Origin of the sequence: Frigoribacterium sp. VKM Ac-2530 (assembly GCF_015350835.1) — a bacterium.
Classification (GTDB): domain Bacteria; phylum Actinomycetota; class Actinomycetes; order Actinomycetales; family Microbacteriaceae; genus Frigoribacterium.
On sequence record NZ_JADKSE010000001.1, the window covers coordinates 14,162 to 29,403 of the forward strand.

16 protein-coding genes are annotated in these 15,242 nt (G+C 72.2%); 13 read left to right on the forward strand and 3 right to left on the reverse strand.

Features of this window, described 5'->3' with window-relative positions; translation table 11 throughout:
• The 10 genes from ITJ48_RS00075 to ITJ48_RS00120 all read left to right on the forward strand — a co-directional run.
• Positions 1-265, forward strand: a 265-nt coding sequence (locus ITJ48_RS00075) for a hypothetical protein (protein WP_228506163.1), incomplete at its 5' end; no start/stop codon positions are given.
• 43 nt (positions 266-308) lie between these two features.
• Entirely contained in the window at positions 309-1,421 is a 1,113-nt protein-coding gene (locus ITJ48_RS00080; RefSeq protein WP_194613237.1) for a prephenate dehydrogenase, read from the forward strand.
• Positions 1,418-2,251, forward strand: coding sequence for a (d)CMP kinase (cmk, locus tag ITJ48_RS00085; RefSeq protein ID WP_228506164.1), 834 nt, complete (start codon positions 1,418-1,420; stop codon positions 2,249-2,251). Before ITJ48_RS00080 ends, cmk begins: the two co-directional genes overlap by 4 nt.
• 8 nt (positions 2,252-2,259) lie before the next feature.
• Complete coding sequence (gene der, locus ITJ48_RS00090) at positions 2,260-3,768, forward strand: ribosome biogenesis GTPase Der (protein WP_123545333.1); 1,509 nt, start codon at positions 2,260-2,262, stop codon at positions 3,766-3,768.
• Positions 3,769-3,909: 141 nt separating this feature from the next.
• Positions 3,910-4,224: a hypothetical protein gene (locus ITJ48_RS00095; RefSeq protein ID WP_194611945.1), complete on the forward strand. Its 315-nt coding sequence runs from the start codon at positions 3,910-3,912 to the stop codon at positions 4,222-4,224.
• Entirely contained in the window at positions 4,221-6,011 is a 1,791-nt protein-coding gene (locus ITJ48_RS00100) for a hypothetical protein (protein ID WP_194611946.1), read from the forward strand. Before ITJ48_RS00095 ends, ITJ48_RS00100 begins: the two co-directional genes overlap by 4 nt.
• A gap of 74 nt (positions 6,012-6,085) precedes the next feature.
• Positions 6,086-6,538 (forward strand): hypothetical protein, encoded by a 453-nt coding sequence (locus tag ITJ48_RS00105; RefSeq protein ID WP_194611947.1) that lies wholly within the window; start codon positions 6,086-6,088, stop codon positions 6,536-6,538.
• A gap of 76 nt (positions 6,539-6,614) precedes the next feature.
• Positions 6,615-7,178, forward strand: coding sequence for a hypothetical protein (locus ITJ48_RS00110; RefSeq protein ID WP_194613239.1), 564 nt, complete (start codon positions 6,615-6,617; stop codon positions 7,176-7,178).
• Positions 7,179-7,203: 25 nt separating this feature from the next.
• Entirely contained in the window at positions 7,204-7,647 is a 444-nt protein-coding gene (locus ITJ48_RS00115) for a MarR family winged helix-turn-helix transcriptional regulator (protein ID WP_194611948.1), read from the forward strand.
• Between the two features lie 111 nt (positions 7,648-7,758).
• Positions 7,759-9,288, forward strand: coding sequence for an MATE family efflux transporter (locus tag ITJ48_RS00120; protein ID WP_194611949.1), 1,530 nt, complete (start codon positions 7,759-7,761; stop codon positions 9,286-9,288).
• Between the two features lie 206 nt (positions 9,289-9,494).
• On the opposite strand, the gene ITJ48_RS00125 is transcribed toward ITJ48_RS00120, so the two are convergent.
• Positions 9,495-9,947 carry a helix-turn-helix domain-containing protein gene (locus ITJ48_RS00125; RefSeq protein WP_194611950.1) on the reverse strand — a complete coding sequence of 151 codons (453 nt, stop codon included), beginning with the start codon at positions 9,945-9,947 and terminating at the stop codon, positions 9,495-9,497.
• A 54-nt stretch (positions 9,948-10,001) separates the two neighbouring features.
• Here ITJ48_RS00125 and ITJ48_RS00130 point away from each other — a divergent pair, with 54 nt between their 5' ends.
• The 3 genes from ITJ48_RS00130 (at position 10,002) to ITJ48_RS00140 (ending at position 12,938) form a co-directional block, all read left to right on the forward strand.
• Positions 10,002-11,210, forward strand: coding sequence for an MFS transporter (locus ITJ48_RS00130; protein ID WP_194611951.1), 1,209 nt, complete (start codon positions 10,002-10,004; stop codon positions 11,208-11,210).
• Positions 11,211-11,642: 432 nt separating this feature from the next.
• On the forward strand, positions 11,643-11,843 hold the full coding sequence (locus tag ITJ48_RS00135; protein ID WP_194611952.1) for a hypothetical protein: 201 nt from the start codon (positions 11,643-11,645) through the stop codon (positions 11,841-11,843).
• Positions 11,844-12,017: 174 nt separating this feature from the next.
• On the forward strand, positions 12,018-12,938 hold the full coding sequence (locus ITJ48_RS00140; RefSeq protein ID WP_228506165.1) for a glycine betaine ABC transporter substrate-binding protein: 921 nt from the start codon (positions 12,018-12,020) through the stop codon (positions 12,936-12,938).
• Between the two features lie 189 nt (positions 12,939-13,127).
• On the opposite strand, the gene ITJ48_RS00145 is transcribed toward ITJ48_RS00140, so the two are convergent.
• On the reverse strand, positions 13,128-14,096 hold the full coding sequence (locus ITJ48_RS00145; RefSeq protein WP_194611953.1) for an ABC transporter permease: 969 nt from the start codon (positions 14,094-14,096) through the stop codon (positions 13,128-13,130).
• On the reverse strand, positions 14,093-15,235 hold the full coding sequence (locus tag ITJ48_RS00150) for an aliphatic sulfonate ABC transporter substrate-binding protein (RefSeq protein ID WP_194611954.1): 1,143 nt from the start codon (positions 15,233-15,235) through the stop codon (positions 14,093-14,095). Before ITJ48_RS00150 ends, ITJ48_RS00145 begins: the two co-directional genes overlap by 4 nt.
• Between the last annotated feature and the right edge of the window lie 7 nt (positions 15,236-15,242).

Consider the following 15,242-nt stretch of genomic DNA (forward strand, 5'->3'; position numbering starts at 1 on the left):
CGTCCTGCGGGTGGTGGCTACCAGGGTCGCGATGACCGTGGTGGTCGTCCTGCGGGTGGTGGCTACCAGGGTCGCGATGACCGTGGTGGTCGTCCTGCGGGTGGTGGCTACCAGGGTCGCGACGACCGTTCCGGTCGCGACGACCGCGGCGGACGCCCCGAGCGCGGCGGCGACCGTCCGTTCCGCGGCCGCCCCGACGACGGGGGACGTGGTCCCCGCGGGGGCGGGCGGTCGTGACCGACCCGACCCGCGCCTCCTCGACTGATCTCAGCGACGCTGAGCCCGGCACGAACCCGGCACGGACCGGCGTGACCGTCGACGACCTCGTCGGCGGCACCCGTCGTCTCGACGGTCAGGTGCGGATCGTCGGCTCGGGCCTGCTCGGTACGAGCATCGGGCTGCGGCTGCGCGAGCACGGGGTCGACGTGATCCTCGACGACGCGTCGCCCGCGGCCCGCAGCCTCGCCGTCGACTACGGCGCGGGTCGCGTGGCCGCCGACGGCGACGCCCCCGTGCTCGTCGTCGTGGCGGTGCCGCCCGACGTCACGGCCGAGATCGTCCACCGCGAGCTCGACGCGTACCCGGAGGCGCTGGTCACCGACGTCGCCTCGGTCAAGGTCGCGCCGCTCGACGAGCTCCGTGCCCGCGGCGCCGACGTCTCGCGCTACATCGGCTCGCACCCCATGGCCGGTCGCGAGCGCGGCGGCGCCATCTCGGCCCGCGCCGACCTGTTCGCCGGCCGTCCGTGGGTCATCGCCGGCCACGACGACATCAGCTACCGCCGCGCCGCGGCCGTCGAGGACCTCGCCCTCGACCTCGGCGCCACCCCGATCGAGATGACGCCCGAGGAGCACGACGCGGGCGTCGCCCTCGTCAGCCACGTGCCGCAGGTCGTGTCGAGCCTCATGGCGACGCGTCTGCGCGACGCGACCGACGCCTCCCTGGGGCTCGCCGGCGGGGGAGTGCGCGACGTCACGCGCATCGCCGCCAGCGACCCGACCCTGTGGGTGCAGATCCTCGGCGCCAACGCGTCCCGCGTCGTGGAGGTGCTGCGCGAGCTGCGCGACGACCTCGACGGCGTGATCGCGGCGCTCGCCGACCCCTCGGCCCCGGGCGCTCGCCGCACGGTGGCCGAGGCCATCGGCGCCGGCAACACCGGCGTCGCACGCCTGCCCGGCAAGCACGGGCAGTCGACACGGTTCAGCTCGGTCGTCGTCATCGTCGACGACGCCCCGGGCCAGATCGCCCGCCTGCTCGCCGACATCGGCGACATCGGCGTCAACCTGGAAGACCTGCGGCTGGAGCACTCGCCCGGCGCGCAGGTGGGACTCGCGGAGGTCAGCATCGTGCCCGAACAAGAAGAACGACTCGTCGCCGAGCTCGAGGGGCGCGGCTGGACCGTGTCCGGGGCGTTCGCATGAGCGCCGAGGGCACGACCGGGCCCGTCGGCTCGGCTGGCTCCGCAGGCTCGCCCGTCGAGACCGACGTCGAGCGCACGCCCGGCGAGCACGGCGTGGGCGGCCCCGCCGGCGAGGCGCACACCGCCGAGCTGCGCGAGCGGACCGCGGAGGCGGTGCACCGGCACGTCGTCGTGGCCGTCGACGGCCCGGCCGGCAGCGGCAAGTCCAGCGTGAGCCGCGCCTCCGCCGTGGCCCTCGGCTACGACTACCAGGACACGGGCGCGGCCTACCGCGCCTTCGCCCTGCACGCGCTCGACAGCGGCGTCGACCTCGACGACCCGGACGCGGTGATCGGGGCACTGCCCTCGTTCGAGTACGCGATCGAGATCGACCCGGCCCGCGCCTCCTCGGTGACCGTGGGAGGCGCGGACGTCACGGACGAGATCCGCACGCCCCGTGTGACCGGCGCCGTCAGCCACGTGGCCAAGCTGCCGGAGGTGCGGCGCTTCATGGTCGACCTGTTCCGTCGCATCATCGCGTCGACCGACCGGCCCGGCATCGTGACCGAGGGCCGCGACATCACCACGGTCGTGGCGCCCGACGCCCAGGTGCGCATCCTGTTGACGGCGAGCGAAGAGGCTAGGATGGCCAGGCGTTCCGCCGAGGTCACCGGGCAGTCCGCCGAGGAGACCGCTCGGCAGCTGTCGACCCGCGACCGGCTGGACAGCAAGGTCGTCGACTTCATGACCGCCGCCGAGGGCGTGTCGACCGTCGACTCCACCCATCTCGACTTCGACCAGACGGTGCAGGCCGTGGTCGAGCTCGTGCGAGCGAGCACCCCCACACGCTAGGAGCCTCCATGGCAGACGACGACAAGTACCCCGAGCTCGACGACCAGATGGTCGGCCGCATCCAGGCGATGCCCGACGAGGACGCGGAGCAGCGCGCCCGCGCCCTGCGTGCCGGTCTGTCGGACTACGAGCTGGACGACGAAGACGTCGACGTCCTCGAGGGCGGCGAGTGGGACCCCGACGCCCTCACGTACGCCCCGGCCTTGCCGGTGCTCGCCATCGTCGGCCGACCGAACGTCGGCAAGAGCGCCATGGTCAACCGCATCCTCGGCCGCCGCGAGGCCGTCGTCGAGGACAAGCCGGGCGTCACCCGCGACCGCGTCTCGTACAAGGCCGAGTGGGGCGGACGCCGCTTCACCCTCGTCGACACCGGCGGGTGGGAGCCCGACGCGATCGGCATCGACAAGTCCGTCGCCATGCAGGCCGAGATCGCCGTCGACCTCGCCGACGCCGTCCTGTTCGTCGTCGACGTCAACGTCGGGGCCACGTCCACCGACGAGCACGTCGTCCGCATGCTGCGCGCCTCGCACAAGCCGGTCATCCTGGTCGCCAACAAGAGCGACGACGCCCGGAAGGACCTGGAGGCGGCCTCGCTCTGGACCCTCGGGCTCGGCGAGCCGTTCCCCGCGTCGGCCCTGCACGGCCGCAACGTCGCCGATCTGCTCGACATGATCATGACGAAGCTCCCCGCCGTCTCGACGGTCGCCAAGGAGGAGATCGGCGGACCCCGCCGCGTCGCCATCCTCGGGCGACCGAACGTCGGCAAGAGCTCGCTGCTGAACAAGGCCGCAGGCGAGGAGCGCGTCGTCGTCAACGAGCTGGCCGGCACCACCCGCGACCCGGTCGACGAGCAGGTCGAGATCGCCGGGCGCATCTGGACCTTCGTCGACACCGCGGGCATCCGCAAGCGCGTGCACCTGCAGCAGGGCGCGGACTTCTACGCGTCGCTCCGCACCTCGGCCGCGCTCGAGAAGGCCGAGGTCGCCGTCGTCGTCATCGACGTCACCGAGCCCATCTCGACGCAGGACCTGCGCATCATTGACCTCGTTCTCGAGTCCGGCCGCGCGCTCGTGCTCGCCTTCAACAAGTGGGACCTGCTCGACGACGACCGTCGTCGCTACCTCGAGCGCGAGATCGAGCAGGACCTCGACCACGTCTCGTGGGCGCCTCGCGTCAACATCTCGGCCCGCACCGGTCGTCACCTCGAGAAGCTCGTGCCGGCCCTCGAGCTCGCGCTCGAGTCGTGGGACACCCGCATCCCCACGGGCAAGTTCAACGCCCTGCTGGCCGAGCTCGTCGCCGAGCACCCGCACCCGCTGCGCTCGGGCAAGCAGCCGCGCATCCTGTTCGGCACCCAGGCGGCCAACCGCCCGCCGACCTTCGTGCTCTTCACGACCGGCTTCCTCGACCCGCAGTACCGCCGCTTCATCACGCGTCGCCTGCGCGAGATCTTCGGCTTCGAGGGCACCCCGATCACGGTGAACATGCGCGTGCGCGAGAAGCGCAAGCGCCCGTAGCTCGTCTCTCCCCGCGCCCCCGTGCGCTGAACGCCCGGTTGTGGATCCGTCCCCGGCCGGGCGTTCGCATTGCTACTGTGATGGTCTCGCGTGAGACATTGACATATCGTCGACGCGACCACCTCCGACGGAAGGCGATGCATGACCGCGACGATCGACGTGGACCTCGAGGCTCTGGAGGGGATGGCCGCGACGGCGCGGACGGCCCGGGACGGGCTGCCCTTCTCGCACGTGCTCACCGGCGACTGCTCGGCGGCCCTGGGCAGCAGGGGCGTGGCCAGCGTGCTGGGGGAGGTGACGGTGCACCTCGCGCGACGCGTCGACCTGACGCTCGAGCTGCTCGAGCGGCTCGCCGCGACGGCCACGGCCTTCGCGGCCGGGGTCCGAGAGGTCGACGCGCAGCTCGCGGCGCAGGTGGACGCGGGCTCCGGGGCGTCGCCCGAGGTCGACCGATGAGCGTCGACGAGGTCGACCCCGGCAAGGGCGACCCCGCCGGGATCGCCCGCCTCGCCAGGGTGCGGCGCGAGAAGCACGACGACCTGGGGCTCGGCCGGCACCGCCTGGAGTCCTGTCTGCGCTGGGCGGCGACGGAGTGGCGGGCCGAGGCGGGGTCGGCCTTCTGCGACGCGTGCGAGCTGCTCGTCACGGAGTTCGCGACGCTGATGGACGCCGTCGAGCAGCACGGCGTGGTGCTCGAGGCGTACGGGGTCGAGGTCGGCGACATCGCCTCGGTGCAGCGACTGCTCGAGCGTCGCCGGGCCGAGGTCGCGGCGGCTCTGCGCCGCACGTCCGACTCGCTCCTCGTGCTCGAGGCGGAGGAGGCGGCGTCGCCCTTCTCCGGATCCGATCTGCGCGACGTCGAGAGGCAGGCTCTCCGCCGCGGCGAGGAGGCTGACCGCACCGAGCTGGCCTGGGTCGGGCGGAGGTGGGCCGAGCTGGTCGAGCGTCGGGACGCGGCGGACGGGGCCTGCATCGCGGGCCTGTACGGCGCGGCGGCAGGCGAGTTCCTGGCTGCCGCGGTCGAGATCCGCGAGTCGACGACGCCGGAGGAGGCGCTGCGCCGGCTGGACGGTCTCTCCGTCGTCGAGCTCGCGCTCCTCTTCGGTGAGAACCCGCTCCTCGCCGGTCTGATCGCGCAGGCGTCGCCGGAGGCGGTGCGCGAGTGGTGGGACTCGCTCGCGCGGCTGCGTCCACTCCAGGGAGACGGCCTGTCGGTGGCGCAGCAGGCGCTGGTGCTCGCGGTCCCGTGGCTGATCGGCAACCTGGACGGTGTACCGCCGCTCGCGCGCATCAAGGCCAACGCGTCCACGGCTGCGGGACAGGTCGTCGAGAACCAGCGCGTGATCGACGACATCGCGCGACACCCCCTGGACGACCCTCGGGCCCGGGAGCTGATGGCGGAGCTCGAACGGGAGAACGCGTACCTGCGGGGTGCGACGGCCGTCCCGCCGAGGGTGCAGCTCTACACGTACGACCGGGACGCCGACCGGATCGTCGAGATGCTGGGGGAGTGGCCTGTCGGGCGTGCGCCTGAGCGCGTGTACACGTACGTGCCGGGCACGTACTCGAAGATGGCCGACTTCTGGTCGGGCAAGGGAGGGGTCCAGTCGTTCGCGGCGCGGATGATCAAGGACGATCGGCTGGACAGCGTGGCCTTCGTCTACAAGGACGGACGGTTCCCCGGCGGGGACGAGGGGGTGGCTCCCGACAGCATCAAGGGCGTCGCGGACGGCCTCGGGGAGGCCAACACCACATCGATCGCCCGTGAGGCAGGCCAGCGGCTGGCGGCGTTCCAGGGCGGTCTCGACGTCGCGGGCGGCTCGGACGGGGCTGATCTGCCTCGATCCGTGGGCATCGGCCACAGCTGGGGAACCGCCAACGTCATGGCGGCGGAGGTCGCCGGGGCCCGCTTCGACCACGTCGTGTCGCTCGCCGGTGCGGGCACGATCCGGGAGTGGCTGCCGAACGAGGACACCGAGTACGACTCGTTCCGCTACGACGACTTCCTCGGTGCAGCCCAGGCGACGGGGTTCGTCTACAAGGGCAGCAATCCGCAGTACATCCCCGAGTTCCAGCAGCACGAGTACGAGAGCGACGCCGATCGCGCCCTGAGGTGGAACTCCGTGCAGGCCTGGGGTGAGTCCCTCGTCAGCAACCACGCGCTGATCGCCTCGGACTCAGCGGAGAACAACCAAGTCTTCGTCGATCTTCTCGATGAGCTGTTGGAGGTGGATCCGCGTTGAGATGGTCCGTACGCAACATCGGCACGGCGACCGTCGTGCTGTCCGTCCCGTTATTGATCGGAAGTTGCAGCCTGATGCCCGTTCCCTACCCCGAGAAGCCCGCGCCGGTCGTCTCGCAACAGACCCTCGCCGAGATCAAGCCCGTGGTGAAGGCGATCGAGGTCGAGATCGCCTCGTTCGTACCTGTCGACCTCGTGATCGAGCTCCAGGAAAAGCCGGGAGGGTCCATCCTCGACTGCCCCGGCGGGGTCAACTGGGGCAGCTCCACGGCGGTCGTCATGACCGAGCATCTCGACCTCGACCAGCTTGAGAGGGACCTCAAGGCGGGGTGGCCACGCGCTGCTGACTTCGAGTTCGAGCGTTCGGAGGGCCCGACGGGGAACCCCCGGCTCCTCCTGAGGAGCAAGTCCCTGGGGCAGTACTGGGTGAGGCGTGTGGAAGACGGCCTGCAAGTCATGTCGTTCTCGGCGTGCTTCGCCTACGACCCTCTGCGCGACGGATACGCCTGGGACATCGCTGCTGAGTGACGGTGCCGAGACGTGGATGCGGCACGATGGGGTGGTGCGGACGGTGCGAGGCGGGGTGGTCGGGCCCCGGGACGGTGTGGACGCGACCAGCGCCCTCAGCGACTCCGCCGACCGGCTGTGGAGGCGCCTCCGGCTGGACAGGATCGCGGGAGGGCGTCAGGCCGAGCACGTCATCCACGAGGACATGCGGGAGCACCCGCGGACCGTCCGGGCGTTCGTGGGCATCCGGTGGCTGCTGCTCGGCGAGACCGTCGTCGGGCTCACCGCGATCTTCATCGCCGCCGTGCTGTGGAGCCGAGGCGAGCACGTGCCGTGGGCCGTGTGGTTCCGCTCGACCGTGGTGCTCTTCATCACGGCGTCGCTCTACGTCTTCGCCTGGCGGGCGCAGCTCGGTTACTGGTGGGCGTACTCGCGGCTCAGGCTGTTCAGCCGGATCTTCCCGATCGTGACGCTGATCGTCGCGACGATCCCCGGGCTCTACCCCGGCTGGATGGTCGTCGAGCAGATCGTGTTCTCGCTGCTCATGATCGGCATCGGCGACCTGCTGACGACGGACCACATGCGGGCTGCGTTCCCGCGGCCGGCGAAGGCGGCGGGCGCCGAAGCGGTCGTGACGAGTCATCGACACGTTGACAGTTAGATAGCTAACAGTTAGAGTCCTGACCATGAATGAATCCGAGGGCATGCGCACCACCCCGCTCGGACTCGTGCGGTGGATCGCCTGGGCCCAGCGCAAGGGCGGGGAGGACTGGGTGCGCAGTCGCGACCTCACTCCCGAGCAGGCGTTCGTGCTCGGGTACCTCGTCCAGACCCCCGGAGTCATCCAGCGTGACATCGCCGAGATGACGCGGACGAGCGCGGCGAGCGTGTCGAGCCTCGTCCAGGGGCTGGAGCGCCGCCTCCTCGTGGAGAGACGCAGCGAGGACGGCGACGAACGCCGCAAGCGCGTCTACGCCACCGCCGCGGGGGCCGAGCTCGTCTCGGGCTTCACCGAGGCGATGGCCGAGGTCGACGACGCCATCCTGGCGCCGCTCGACGACGACGAGCAGGCCCAGCTGCTCGCCCTGCTCACCACGATCACCGCACAGCTGGCCCCGCCGCGCCGGTGACCGGCGGCGGGGCGTCCTGAGCGACGCCGCGCCTCCTCCCGTCCGTTCCACCCCCTCGCCGTGCCGGCGTCCGTCGGCGCGCGCTCCAGCCTGCCCCGGAGAGGAGCAGTCATGGACTCCGTCGAGCCCTCGTCCACCACCACCGTCGCAGCCGGCACTGCCGTCACCGACGCCGTCGGCACCGCCGACAGCACCCGCGTCTCCGGCGCCGCCGTCAGCGATCCGCCCTCCGCACCGGAGCCCGGCACCGACCGCTGGTACCTCTCGGCCGCGCCGATCGTCCGGGCCCTCGTGCACCTCTGCGTGCCGATGGCCGCCGCGCTGATCGTCGGCGCGCTCTACAACGTCGTCAACGCCGGGTTCATCGGGTCGCAGCGCGACACCGCGATGCTCGCCGCCGTCACGTTCGGCACCCCGCTGCTCGGCCTCGTCATGGCCGTCGGGGGCGTGTTCGGCGTCGGCGGCGGCGCGCTGATCTCGCGGCTGCTCGGCGCCTCCGAGACGGACCCGGCGAAGGCGGGCGAGATCAAGCACGTGTCGGCGTTCGCGCTCTGGGGCGCGGTCGGGACGGGAGCGGTGCTGGGAGCCGTGGGGCTCCTCCTGCTGCCCCAGCTCGTCGCCGTACTCGGCGCCGACGAGGCCGCCCGAGCCGAGACGACGAGCTACGTCGCCGTGATGCTCGCCTTCGTGCCGGTGCTCGCGGCCGCGTTCTGCCTCGAGCAGATCGTCCGGGCCGGGGGAGCGGCCCGCCAGACGATGATCGGCCTGATCATCTCGACGGTGGCCAACGTGCTGCTGGACGTCGTGTTCATCCTGGTGCTGCACTGGGGCGTGGCCGGCGCCGCGCTCGGGACGGGGCTCGCGAACGCCGTCGCCGTCGCGTACTTCGCGGTGTGGCTGAGTCGGCACGGCGAGCACGTCAGCCTGGCTCCGCGCTGGGTCACGCTGGCGCGCCGCGTCACCGGGCCGGTGTTCTCGGTCGGGGCGAGCGAGCTGCTGCAGGCGTCGTTCCTCATCGTGACGTCGCTCGTGCTCAACCGGCTGGCCGCCGCCTACGGGGACGGGGCGCTCGCCGCCATGGGCGTCGCGGTGCGCATCGCCCAGGTGCCCGAGTTCCTCGTGATGGGGATCACCCTCGGCGTGCTGCCGCTGCTCGCGTACTCGTTCGGCAAGGGCGACGGGGCTCGTCTGCGGGCCGCGCTCCGCGCCTCCGTCGTGGCGGTCGCGCTGGTGATCGGAGTCTTCGCCGGTGTCGTGTTCGTGTTCCGCGAGGCCGTGTTCGGCGCGTTCTCGGCCGATCCGTCGGTGCTGGCGATCGGCGTGACGATCCTCACGGCGCAGCTCGTCGCCGCGGTCGCGAACGGGTTCACCGGGCTGCTGACGTCGCTGTTCCAGGCGACCGGTCGGGCCGTGCCCGCGATCGTGCTGTCGATGGGGCAGGGGGTGCTGTTCATCCCGATCGTGCTCGTCGGGAACGCGGTGTTCGGGCTGGCGGGGATCGTCTGGTCGCTCACGGTGAGCGAGGTGCTCGTGCTCGTCGCCGGGGGCGTGATGTGGCTCGCGGTGCGCGGGTCGATCGCGCGCGGGGTGGCGGCGAACCGCGTTCCGTTCACAGAACCGCGAAGCAACGCGGTTCTGTGACCGGAACCCGGTTCGGTGCGCCGGCTGCGCGGCTCTCGGGGGCGCGCTTGGCTGCGCAACGGCGTGGCACCCCGTAGTGGACGATGCACCCCGTCGTGTCGGGGTGCATCGTCCACTCGGGGGTGCATCGGAGGCGCGGCAGGGTGCAGAAGAGGTGCGGGCCGGGCGGCCGAGGAGGCGCGGGCCGGCAGCACAGGAGCTGCGGGTCAGCTGCCGACGCGCGGCAGCATCTCGACGGCGGCCGGGTCGACGACGTGTCCGGCGTCGGTGACGAACGCGACGCGCACCGGTTCGCCGGAGTCGGCGGCGGTGAACTCGCGGGCGGCTCCGTCGGGGTGGGGGTCGTGCTCGTCGCCCCAGGCGGCCAGCGCGGCGAGCACGGGCGCGAGGTCGCGGCCGGCGTCGGTGAGGAGGTACTCGACGCGTTCGCGGGCTCCGTCCTCGCGGTAGGTCGAGGGCTGCAGCACCCCGGCGGCGACGAGAGACTCGAGGCGTGCCGTCAGCACGTCGGGCGAGAGGCCGAGCCGGGCGCGGAACTGCGAGAACCGCGTGTGGCCGAGCAAGGCCTCGCGCACGACGAGCAGCGCCCAGCGCTCGCCGAGCACGTCGAGGCTGCGGGCGATGCCGCAGCGCGGGTCCAGGGGAGTGCGAGCTGCCATGCGGTCACCCTACCTCGATAGGCTTTTCGTATCCAGGGTGCTAGCGTCGCGCTCATGCCCCACGCTCAGCGCCTCGCGTTCTGGACCTGCGCCTCCGTCCTCGCCCTCGCCCTGTGGACGAGCGGCGCCGCGACGCCGGTCTACCCGCTCTACGCGACCGACTGGCAGCTCACGCCGTTCGTCACGACGGCGATCTTCGCCGTCTACCCGCTCGTGCTCGTCGTCGTCCTGCTCGTCTTCGGCAGCCTGAGCGACACCATCGGACGCCGGGCGAGCATCCTGCTCGGAGTCACCAACTCCATCGTGGGGGTGCTGCTGTTCGCGCTGGCGCCGAACGTCGGCTGGGTGCTGGTCGGGCGTGCGTTCATGGGCCTCGGCGTCGGACTCTCGCTCAGCCCGGCCACCGCCGCCATGATCGACGTAGCCGGGCCCGTCAACTCGGCCCGCACCGGAGCCATCAGCACCGCCTCCACCGCAGTCGGCCTCGTCTTCGCGACGCTGCTCGGCGGCGCGCTCGTCCAGTACGCGCCGGAGCCGCTGCACCTCACCTACTGGGTGCTGCTCGTCGTCGAGCTCGGGGTGCTCGCGCTCGTGTGGCGCCTGCCCCGCGACCGGGACGCACAGGCCGGGCGGTGGCGGCCACGGGGGCTGAGCGTGCCGCGGGGGCTCCTCGGGGCGGTGGGCGCCGCAGCCGTCTGCGTCAGCGCCTCCTACGCCCTGGGTGCGGTGGTGCTGTCGCTGGGTGCGGAGATCGGGGCGACGCTGATCGGCAGCTCGAATTCGTTCGTGACCGGGGCGATCATCGCGTTGTCGATGGTCGTCATCGCGGTCGTGGCGCTCGCGTCGCGGCGGGTGCCCGTCGTGATCGCGGTCGTCGTGGCGGCGGTCGCGACGGCGGCCAGCTTCACCGCGCTGGTGCTGGCGGCGGCGCAGCAGTCGCTCGCGCTGTTCTTGGTGTTCTGCGTGCTGTCGGGGGTCGGCTACAGCTTGTTCTTCGCGTCGGGGCTGGGGATCGTGTCGCGGTTCGCTCCCGAGCACCACCGTGCCGGGACGCTGTCGGCCGTGTACCTCGTCGCGTACCTGGTGCAGGGGGCGACGGCGCTGTGGCTGGGCGCGCAGGCGACCCGCGGAGGGCTCGAGAGCGCCGTCGACGTCGGTGCTCCGGCGATCATGGGCCTGGCGCTCGCCGCGATGGTGACGGTGGTGGTCGTGATGGGCGGGCGGCGCCGGCGCGAGCGCGAGCGCGGGCGCGTCGCGGCGTAGGGGCGCGCGCCGGGCACACCGACCGTGTGCCGCGGGCATCGAACCGTGTTCCGTTCACAGAACCTCGTTGCACGGTGGTTCTTCGAACGGAACGCGGGTCGTCGTGCGCGGGTGACGGCCGAGGTGCCGAGGAGGTGCGTGCTGGGCAGGCGAGGGGGCTCGGGTCGGGCAGCGGTGGGCGTCATGCCGCGTTCCGGACAACGTGCCGCGCTGGACGGCGGCATCTTGTCCGGAACGCGGCATCGCAGCGAGGAGGCGCGGGCCGGGGACCCAGGAGGCGCGGGCGAGGCAGGCGAGGAGGCGCGAGCAGCAGCGCATTCGCCAGCGGGCGTGATCGGGACTACCGTGGCTGCGTCACAGAACTCGGCGACGACTGTCGTCGAGCGTGACGAGAGCAGCCCCGACCAGCCCGACGAGCCCGGAGGATCCGACATGGCACCGTGTGCGCCCCGGGCCGGAGCTGCCTCCGTCGACCGCACCCCTGGCGTCCGCGCTCCCGTCGACTGCACCACCACCTCCGGCGTCCGCAGCCTCGCCTCCGGCGTCCGCACTCTCGGCTCCGTCGTCCGCCGCGCCGGCGTCGTCTGGTCGCGTCGCACCGTGCACTTCGGCGCGGTCTCGCCACGCCCCTGAGCCGCCCGGGCACCCGACCGCCGCGCTGACGCGCGCTCGCCGGTCGGTGCCGTGCGGCTCGTCTCGGCGGCCGCGACCGACGCGGCCGTCTGCGGTCCGTGACGTCGTCGAGTCGCGCGCACCGCACCTCCTCGTCTCGGTGCCGGCGTGTGCCGAGCAGACGAAAGGTCCACCATGAAGAAGACCACCCGCATGAAGAAGAACGCCCGACTCGCCACGGCCCTGGGCGGCGCCGCCGTCGCCCTCTCGCTCGGACTGACCGCGTGCTCACCCGGAGGGCCTCCCGCCGCTGCCCTCGACAACGGCGACCAGGGCGAGATCACCATCGCCGTGTTCGCCGGCTGGCCGGAGGGCATCGCTGCGTCCGAGCTGTGGAGCGCCGTGCTCGAGGACGAGGGCTACGACGTGACGCTGACGGACATCGACGTGGCTCCGGGGTACTCGGGCGTGGCGTCGGGCGACTACGACCTGGTGCTCGACTCGTGGCTGCCCGACACGCACGCCGCCTACCTCGACGAGTTCGGGGACGACCTCACCGACCTCGGCCCCTGGTACACCGACGCGCGCAACACGATCGTCGTCAACGACGACGCGCCGATCACCTCCCTCGACGAGCTCGCCGCGAACGCCGACCTGTTCGGCAACCGGATCGTCGGCCTCGAGCCCGGCGCCGGCCTGACGAAGATCACCGAGGAGCAGGCGATCCCGACCTACGGCCTCGAGGACATGGAGTTCCTCACGTCGTCGACCGCCGCGCTGCTCACCGAGCTGCAGGCCGCCGACGCCGCGGGCGAGAACATCGTCGCGACCCTCGCCCGCCCGCACTGGGCGTACGAGGCGTACGGGCTGCGCGACCTCGAGGACCCGGAAGGCGCCATGGGTGCGGCCGAGGAGATCCACGCGCTCGGCAGCCCCACCTTCGACGACGACTTCGCGACCGCGGGCGGCTGGCTGCGCGACTTCTCGATGAGCGACGACGAGCTGCTCTCGCTCTGCAACGTGCTCTTCAACGAGAACCGCGGCAGCGACTACGAGCCGTTGGTGCGCCAGTGGATGGCGGAGCACGGCGACTACGTCGACGAGCTGACCGCGTAGGAGGCGCGGGGCGAGCACGCGAGACGTGTGCCACTGGCATCGAACCGCGTTCCGTTCAAAGAACCATGTTGCAACGCGGTTCTTTGAACGGAACGCGGTTCTTCGGTGCAGGAGGCGCGGGGCCCGCAGCGCAGGAGGCGCGGGGCCAGCAGCGCAGGAGGCGCGGGCCGGGGACCGGGGGAGGCCGGGCTAGCGCCAGCGGCGGAGGAGCACGCGCTGGGCGGCGTTGAGGACGAAGTCGGTCAGCGTCCCGAGCAAGGCGAGCAGGATGATCGCGAGGAACATGCGGTCGACGCGTCCGTTGTACTGCGAGTCGGTGAGCAGGAAGCCGAGTCCCATCGACGACGCGATCAGCTCGGCCGCGACCAGGAACAGCCACGCCTGGGCGAGTGCGAGGCGCAGGCCCGAGACGAGCGACGGGATCACCGCCGGCAGCTGCACCGTCGTGAAGAGCGAGACGGGGCCGAGTCCGTACGCGCGGCCCGCCTCGACCAGCTGGGGGTCGACGTGGCGGAGGCTGCCCGCCACGGTCGTGAAGACGGGGAACGCGGCGCCGATCGCGATGAGGGTGATCTTCGAGTCCTCGCCGATGCCGAGGTAGAGGATCAGCAGCGGCACCCACGCCAGCGACGGCACGGCCCGCACGGCGGCGATCGACGGGGCGAGCAGGGCCTCGCCGACCCGCGAGAGGCCGACGACGGCTCCGAGCACGATCCCGATGCCGGCCCCGATCGCGAAGCCGATCAGCACGCGCTGCACCGAGATCGCGACGTACTGCCCGAGCAGCCCCGCCTGCGCCAGCTGCACGCCGGCCAGCCAGACGTCCGACGGCGAGGGGAGGTTGTAGCTCGGCACGTCGACGACCTCGGTCGCGAGCACCCACGCGAGCAGGACGGCCGCGGGAACGATCGCTCCGAGCAGTGCCAGGCCGCGACGCGGACCGCGGGAGGTGGGGGTCGAGCCGACCCGCGCCTCCTGCGATCCGCTGCTCGCGCTGGCACCGCTGCTGCTGCGGCCGCCCCCACGACCGTCACGACCGCTGCTGCGGCCGCCCGCACCGTAGCCGTCGCGACCGCCGCGCTCGGCCGCCTCGCGGCTGCGCTCGACCACCTGGCGGGCGTCCGCCTCCTTCTCGTTGCCGCTCAGCGGGTACGTCATGAAGCGTCGGCGTCCTTGGCGAAGGTGTCGTCGAAGAGGGTGTCGAGGGCGTCGTCGACGGCGTCCTGCGAGGCGACGTCGCCGGACTCGACGAGGATCGGGCCGACGGTCTTCAGCACGTCGGCCTGCGCGGCTCCGGGGACAGGGTCGACGTCGAAGTGGGTGCGGTCGAGCACGGTGGTGGCGACGGCGGGGTCGATGCCGGCGACCCCGGAGAGGATGGTCGCCGTCTCGTCGGGGTTCTCCTCGGCCCAGGCGCGGGCCTTCTCGTACGAGTCGACGACGACCTGGGCGACGTCGGGCGACTCGGTCAGGAACGACTCCGTCGCGTTGAGGAACCCGTAGGTGTTGAAGTCGACGTTGCGGTAGAGCAGCTTCGTGCCCGACTCGGCCTCGCTGGCGGCCATGATCGGGTCGAGCCCGGACCAGGCGTCGACGCTGCCGTTCTCGAGGGCGGCGCGGCCGTCGGCGTGCTGCAGGTTCTCGATGGTGACGTCGCTCGCGCTCAGGCCGGCCTCGTCGAGCGCCTGCAGCAGGAAGAAGTAGGGGTCGGTGCCCTTGGTCGCCGCGATGGTCTTGCCCTTGAGGTCGTCGACGTCTGCGATGTCGCTATCGCCGGGGACGACGAGCGCCGACCACTCGGGCTGCGAGTAGATGTCGATCGTGTGGATGGGGGAGCCGTTCGAGCGGGCAAGCAGCGCGGCCGAGCCAGCGGTGGAGCCGACGTCGACGGCTCCGGCACGCAGCAGCTCGTTGGCCTTGTTCGAGCCGGCGGACTGGGTCCAGGTGACGGTGACGTCGTCGCCGAGGGCGTCCTCGATGAAGCCCTGATCTTTGACGATCAGGCTGAGCGGGTTGTAGGTCGCGAAGTCGATGTTCAGCGTGTCGGTGCTCCACTCGCCGCTGGACGCGCTCGCGTCGCCGCCCGCGGCCTCGGCGGGCTCGCCCTGGGCGTCCTCGCCGGCGACGCAGCCGGTGAGCGCGAGGGCTGCTGCTGCGCCCAGCGCGAGGGCGGCGAAGGAGGCGCGGCTGCGGCGGGCGGGGGAGGTGCGGGTCGTGGTGGCGGTGCTGCTGCTGCGGCCGGTCGTCGTGCCGGTTGTGCCGGTCGTGGAGCCGGTCGTGTCGGTGTCGTGCGTCATGGTGTCG

Excerpts from the sequence above, each read along its gene's own strand:
- cmk (WP_228506164.1), top strand. The coding sequence starts at position 1,418 with ATGAGCGCCGAGGGCACGACCGGGCCCGTCGGCTCGGCTGGCTCCGCA.
- der (WP_123545333.1), top strand. The coding sequence starts at position 2,260 with ATGGCAGACGACGACAAGTACCCCGAGCTCGACGACCAGATGGTCGGC.
- ITJ48_RS00095 (WP_194611945.1), top strand. The coding sequence starts at position 3,910 with ATGACCGCGACGATCGACGTGGACCTCGAGGCTCTGGAGGGGATGGCC.
- ITJ48_RS00100 (WP_194611946.1), top strand. The coding sequence starts at position 4,221 with ATGAGCGTCGACGAGGTCGACCCCGGCAAGGGCGACCCCGCCGGGATC.
- ITJ48_RS00105 (WP_194611947.1), top strand. The coding sequence starts at position 6,086 with ATGCCCGTTCCCTACCCCGAGAAGCCCGCGCCGGTCGTCTCGCAACAG.
- ITJ48_RS00115 (WP_194611948.1), top strand. The coding sequence starts at position 7,204 with ATGAATGAATCCGAGGGCATGCGCACCACCCCGCTCGGACTCGTGCGG.
- ITJ48_RS00120 (WP_194611949.1), top strand. The coding sequence starts at position 7,759 with ATGGACTCCGTCGAGCCCTCGTCCACCACCACCGTCGCAGCCGGCACT.
- ITJ48_RS00125 (WP_194611950.1), bottom strand. The coding sequence starts at position 9,947 with ATGGCAGCTCGCACTCCCCTGGACCCGCGCTGCGGCATCGCCCGCAGC.
- ITJ48_RS00130 (WP_194611951.1), top strand. The coding sequence starts at position 10,002 with ATGCCCCACGCTCAGCGCCTCGCGTTCTGGACCTGCGCCTCCGTCCTC.
- ITJ48_RS00135 (WP_194611952.1), top strand. The coding sequence starts at position 11,643 with ATGGCACCGTGTGCGCCCCGGGCCGGAGCTGCCTCCGTCGACCGCACC.
- ITJ48_RS00140 (WP_228506165.1), top strand. The coding sequence starts at position 12,018 with ATGAAGAAGACCACCCGCATGAAGAAGAACGCCCGACTCGCCACGGCC.
- ITJ48_RS00145 (WP_194611953.1), bottom strand. The coding sequence starts at position 14,096 with ATGACGTACCCGCTGAGCGGCAACGAGAAGGAGGCGGACGCCCGCCAG.
- ITJ48_RS00150 (WP_194611954.1), bottom strand. The coding sequence starts at position 15,235 with ATGACGCACGACACCGACACGACCGGCTCCACGACCGGCACAACCGGC.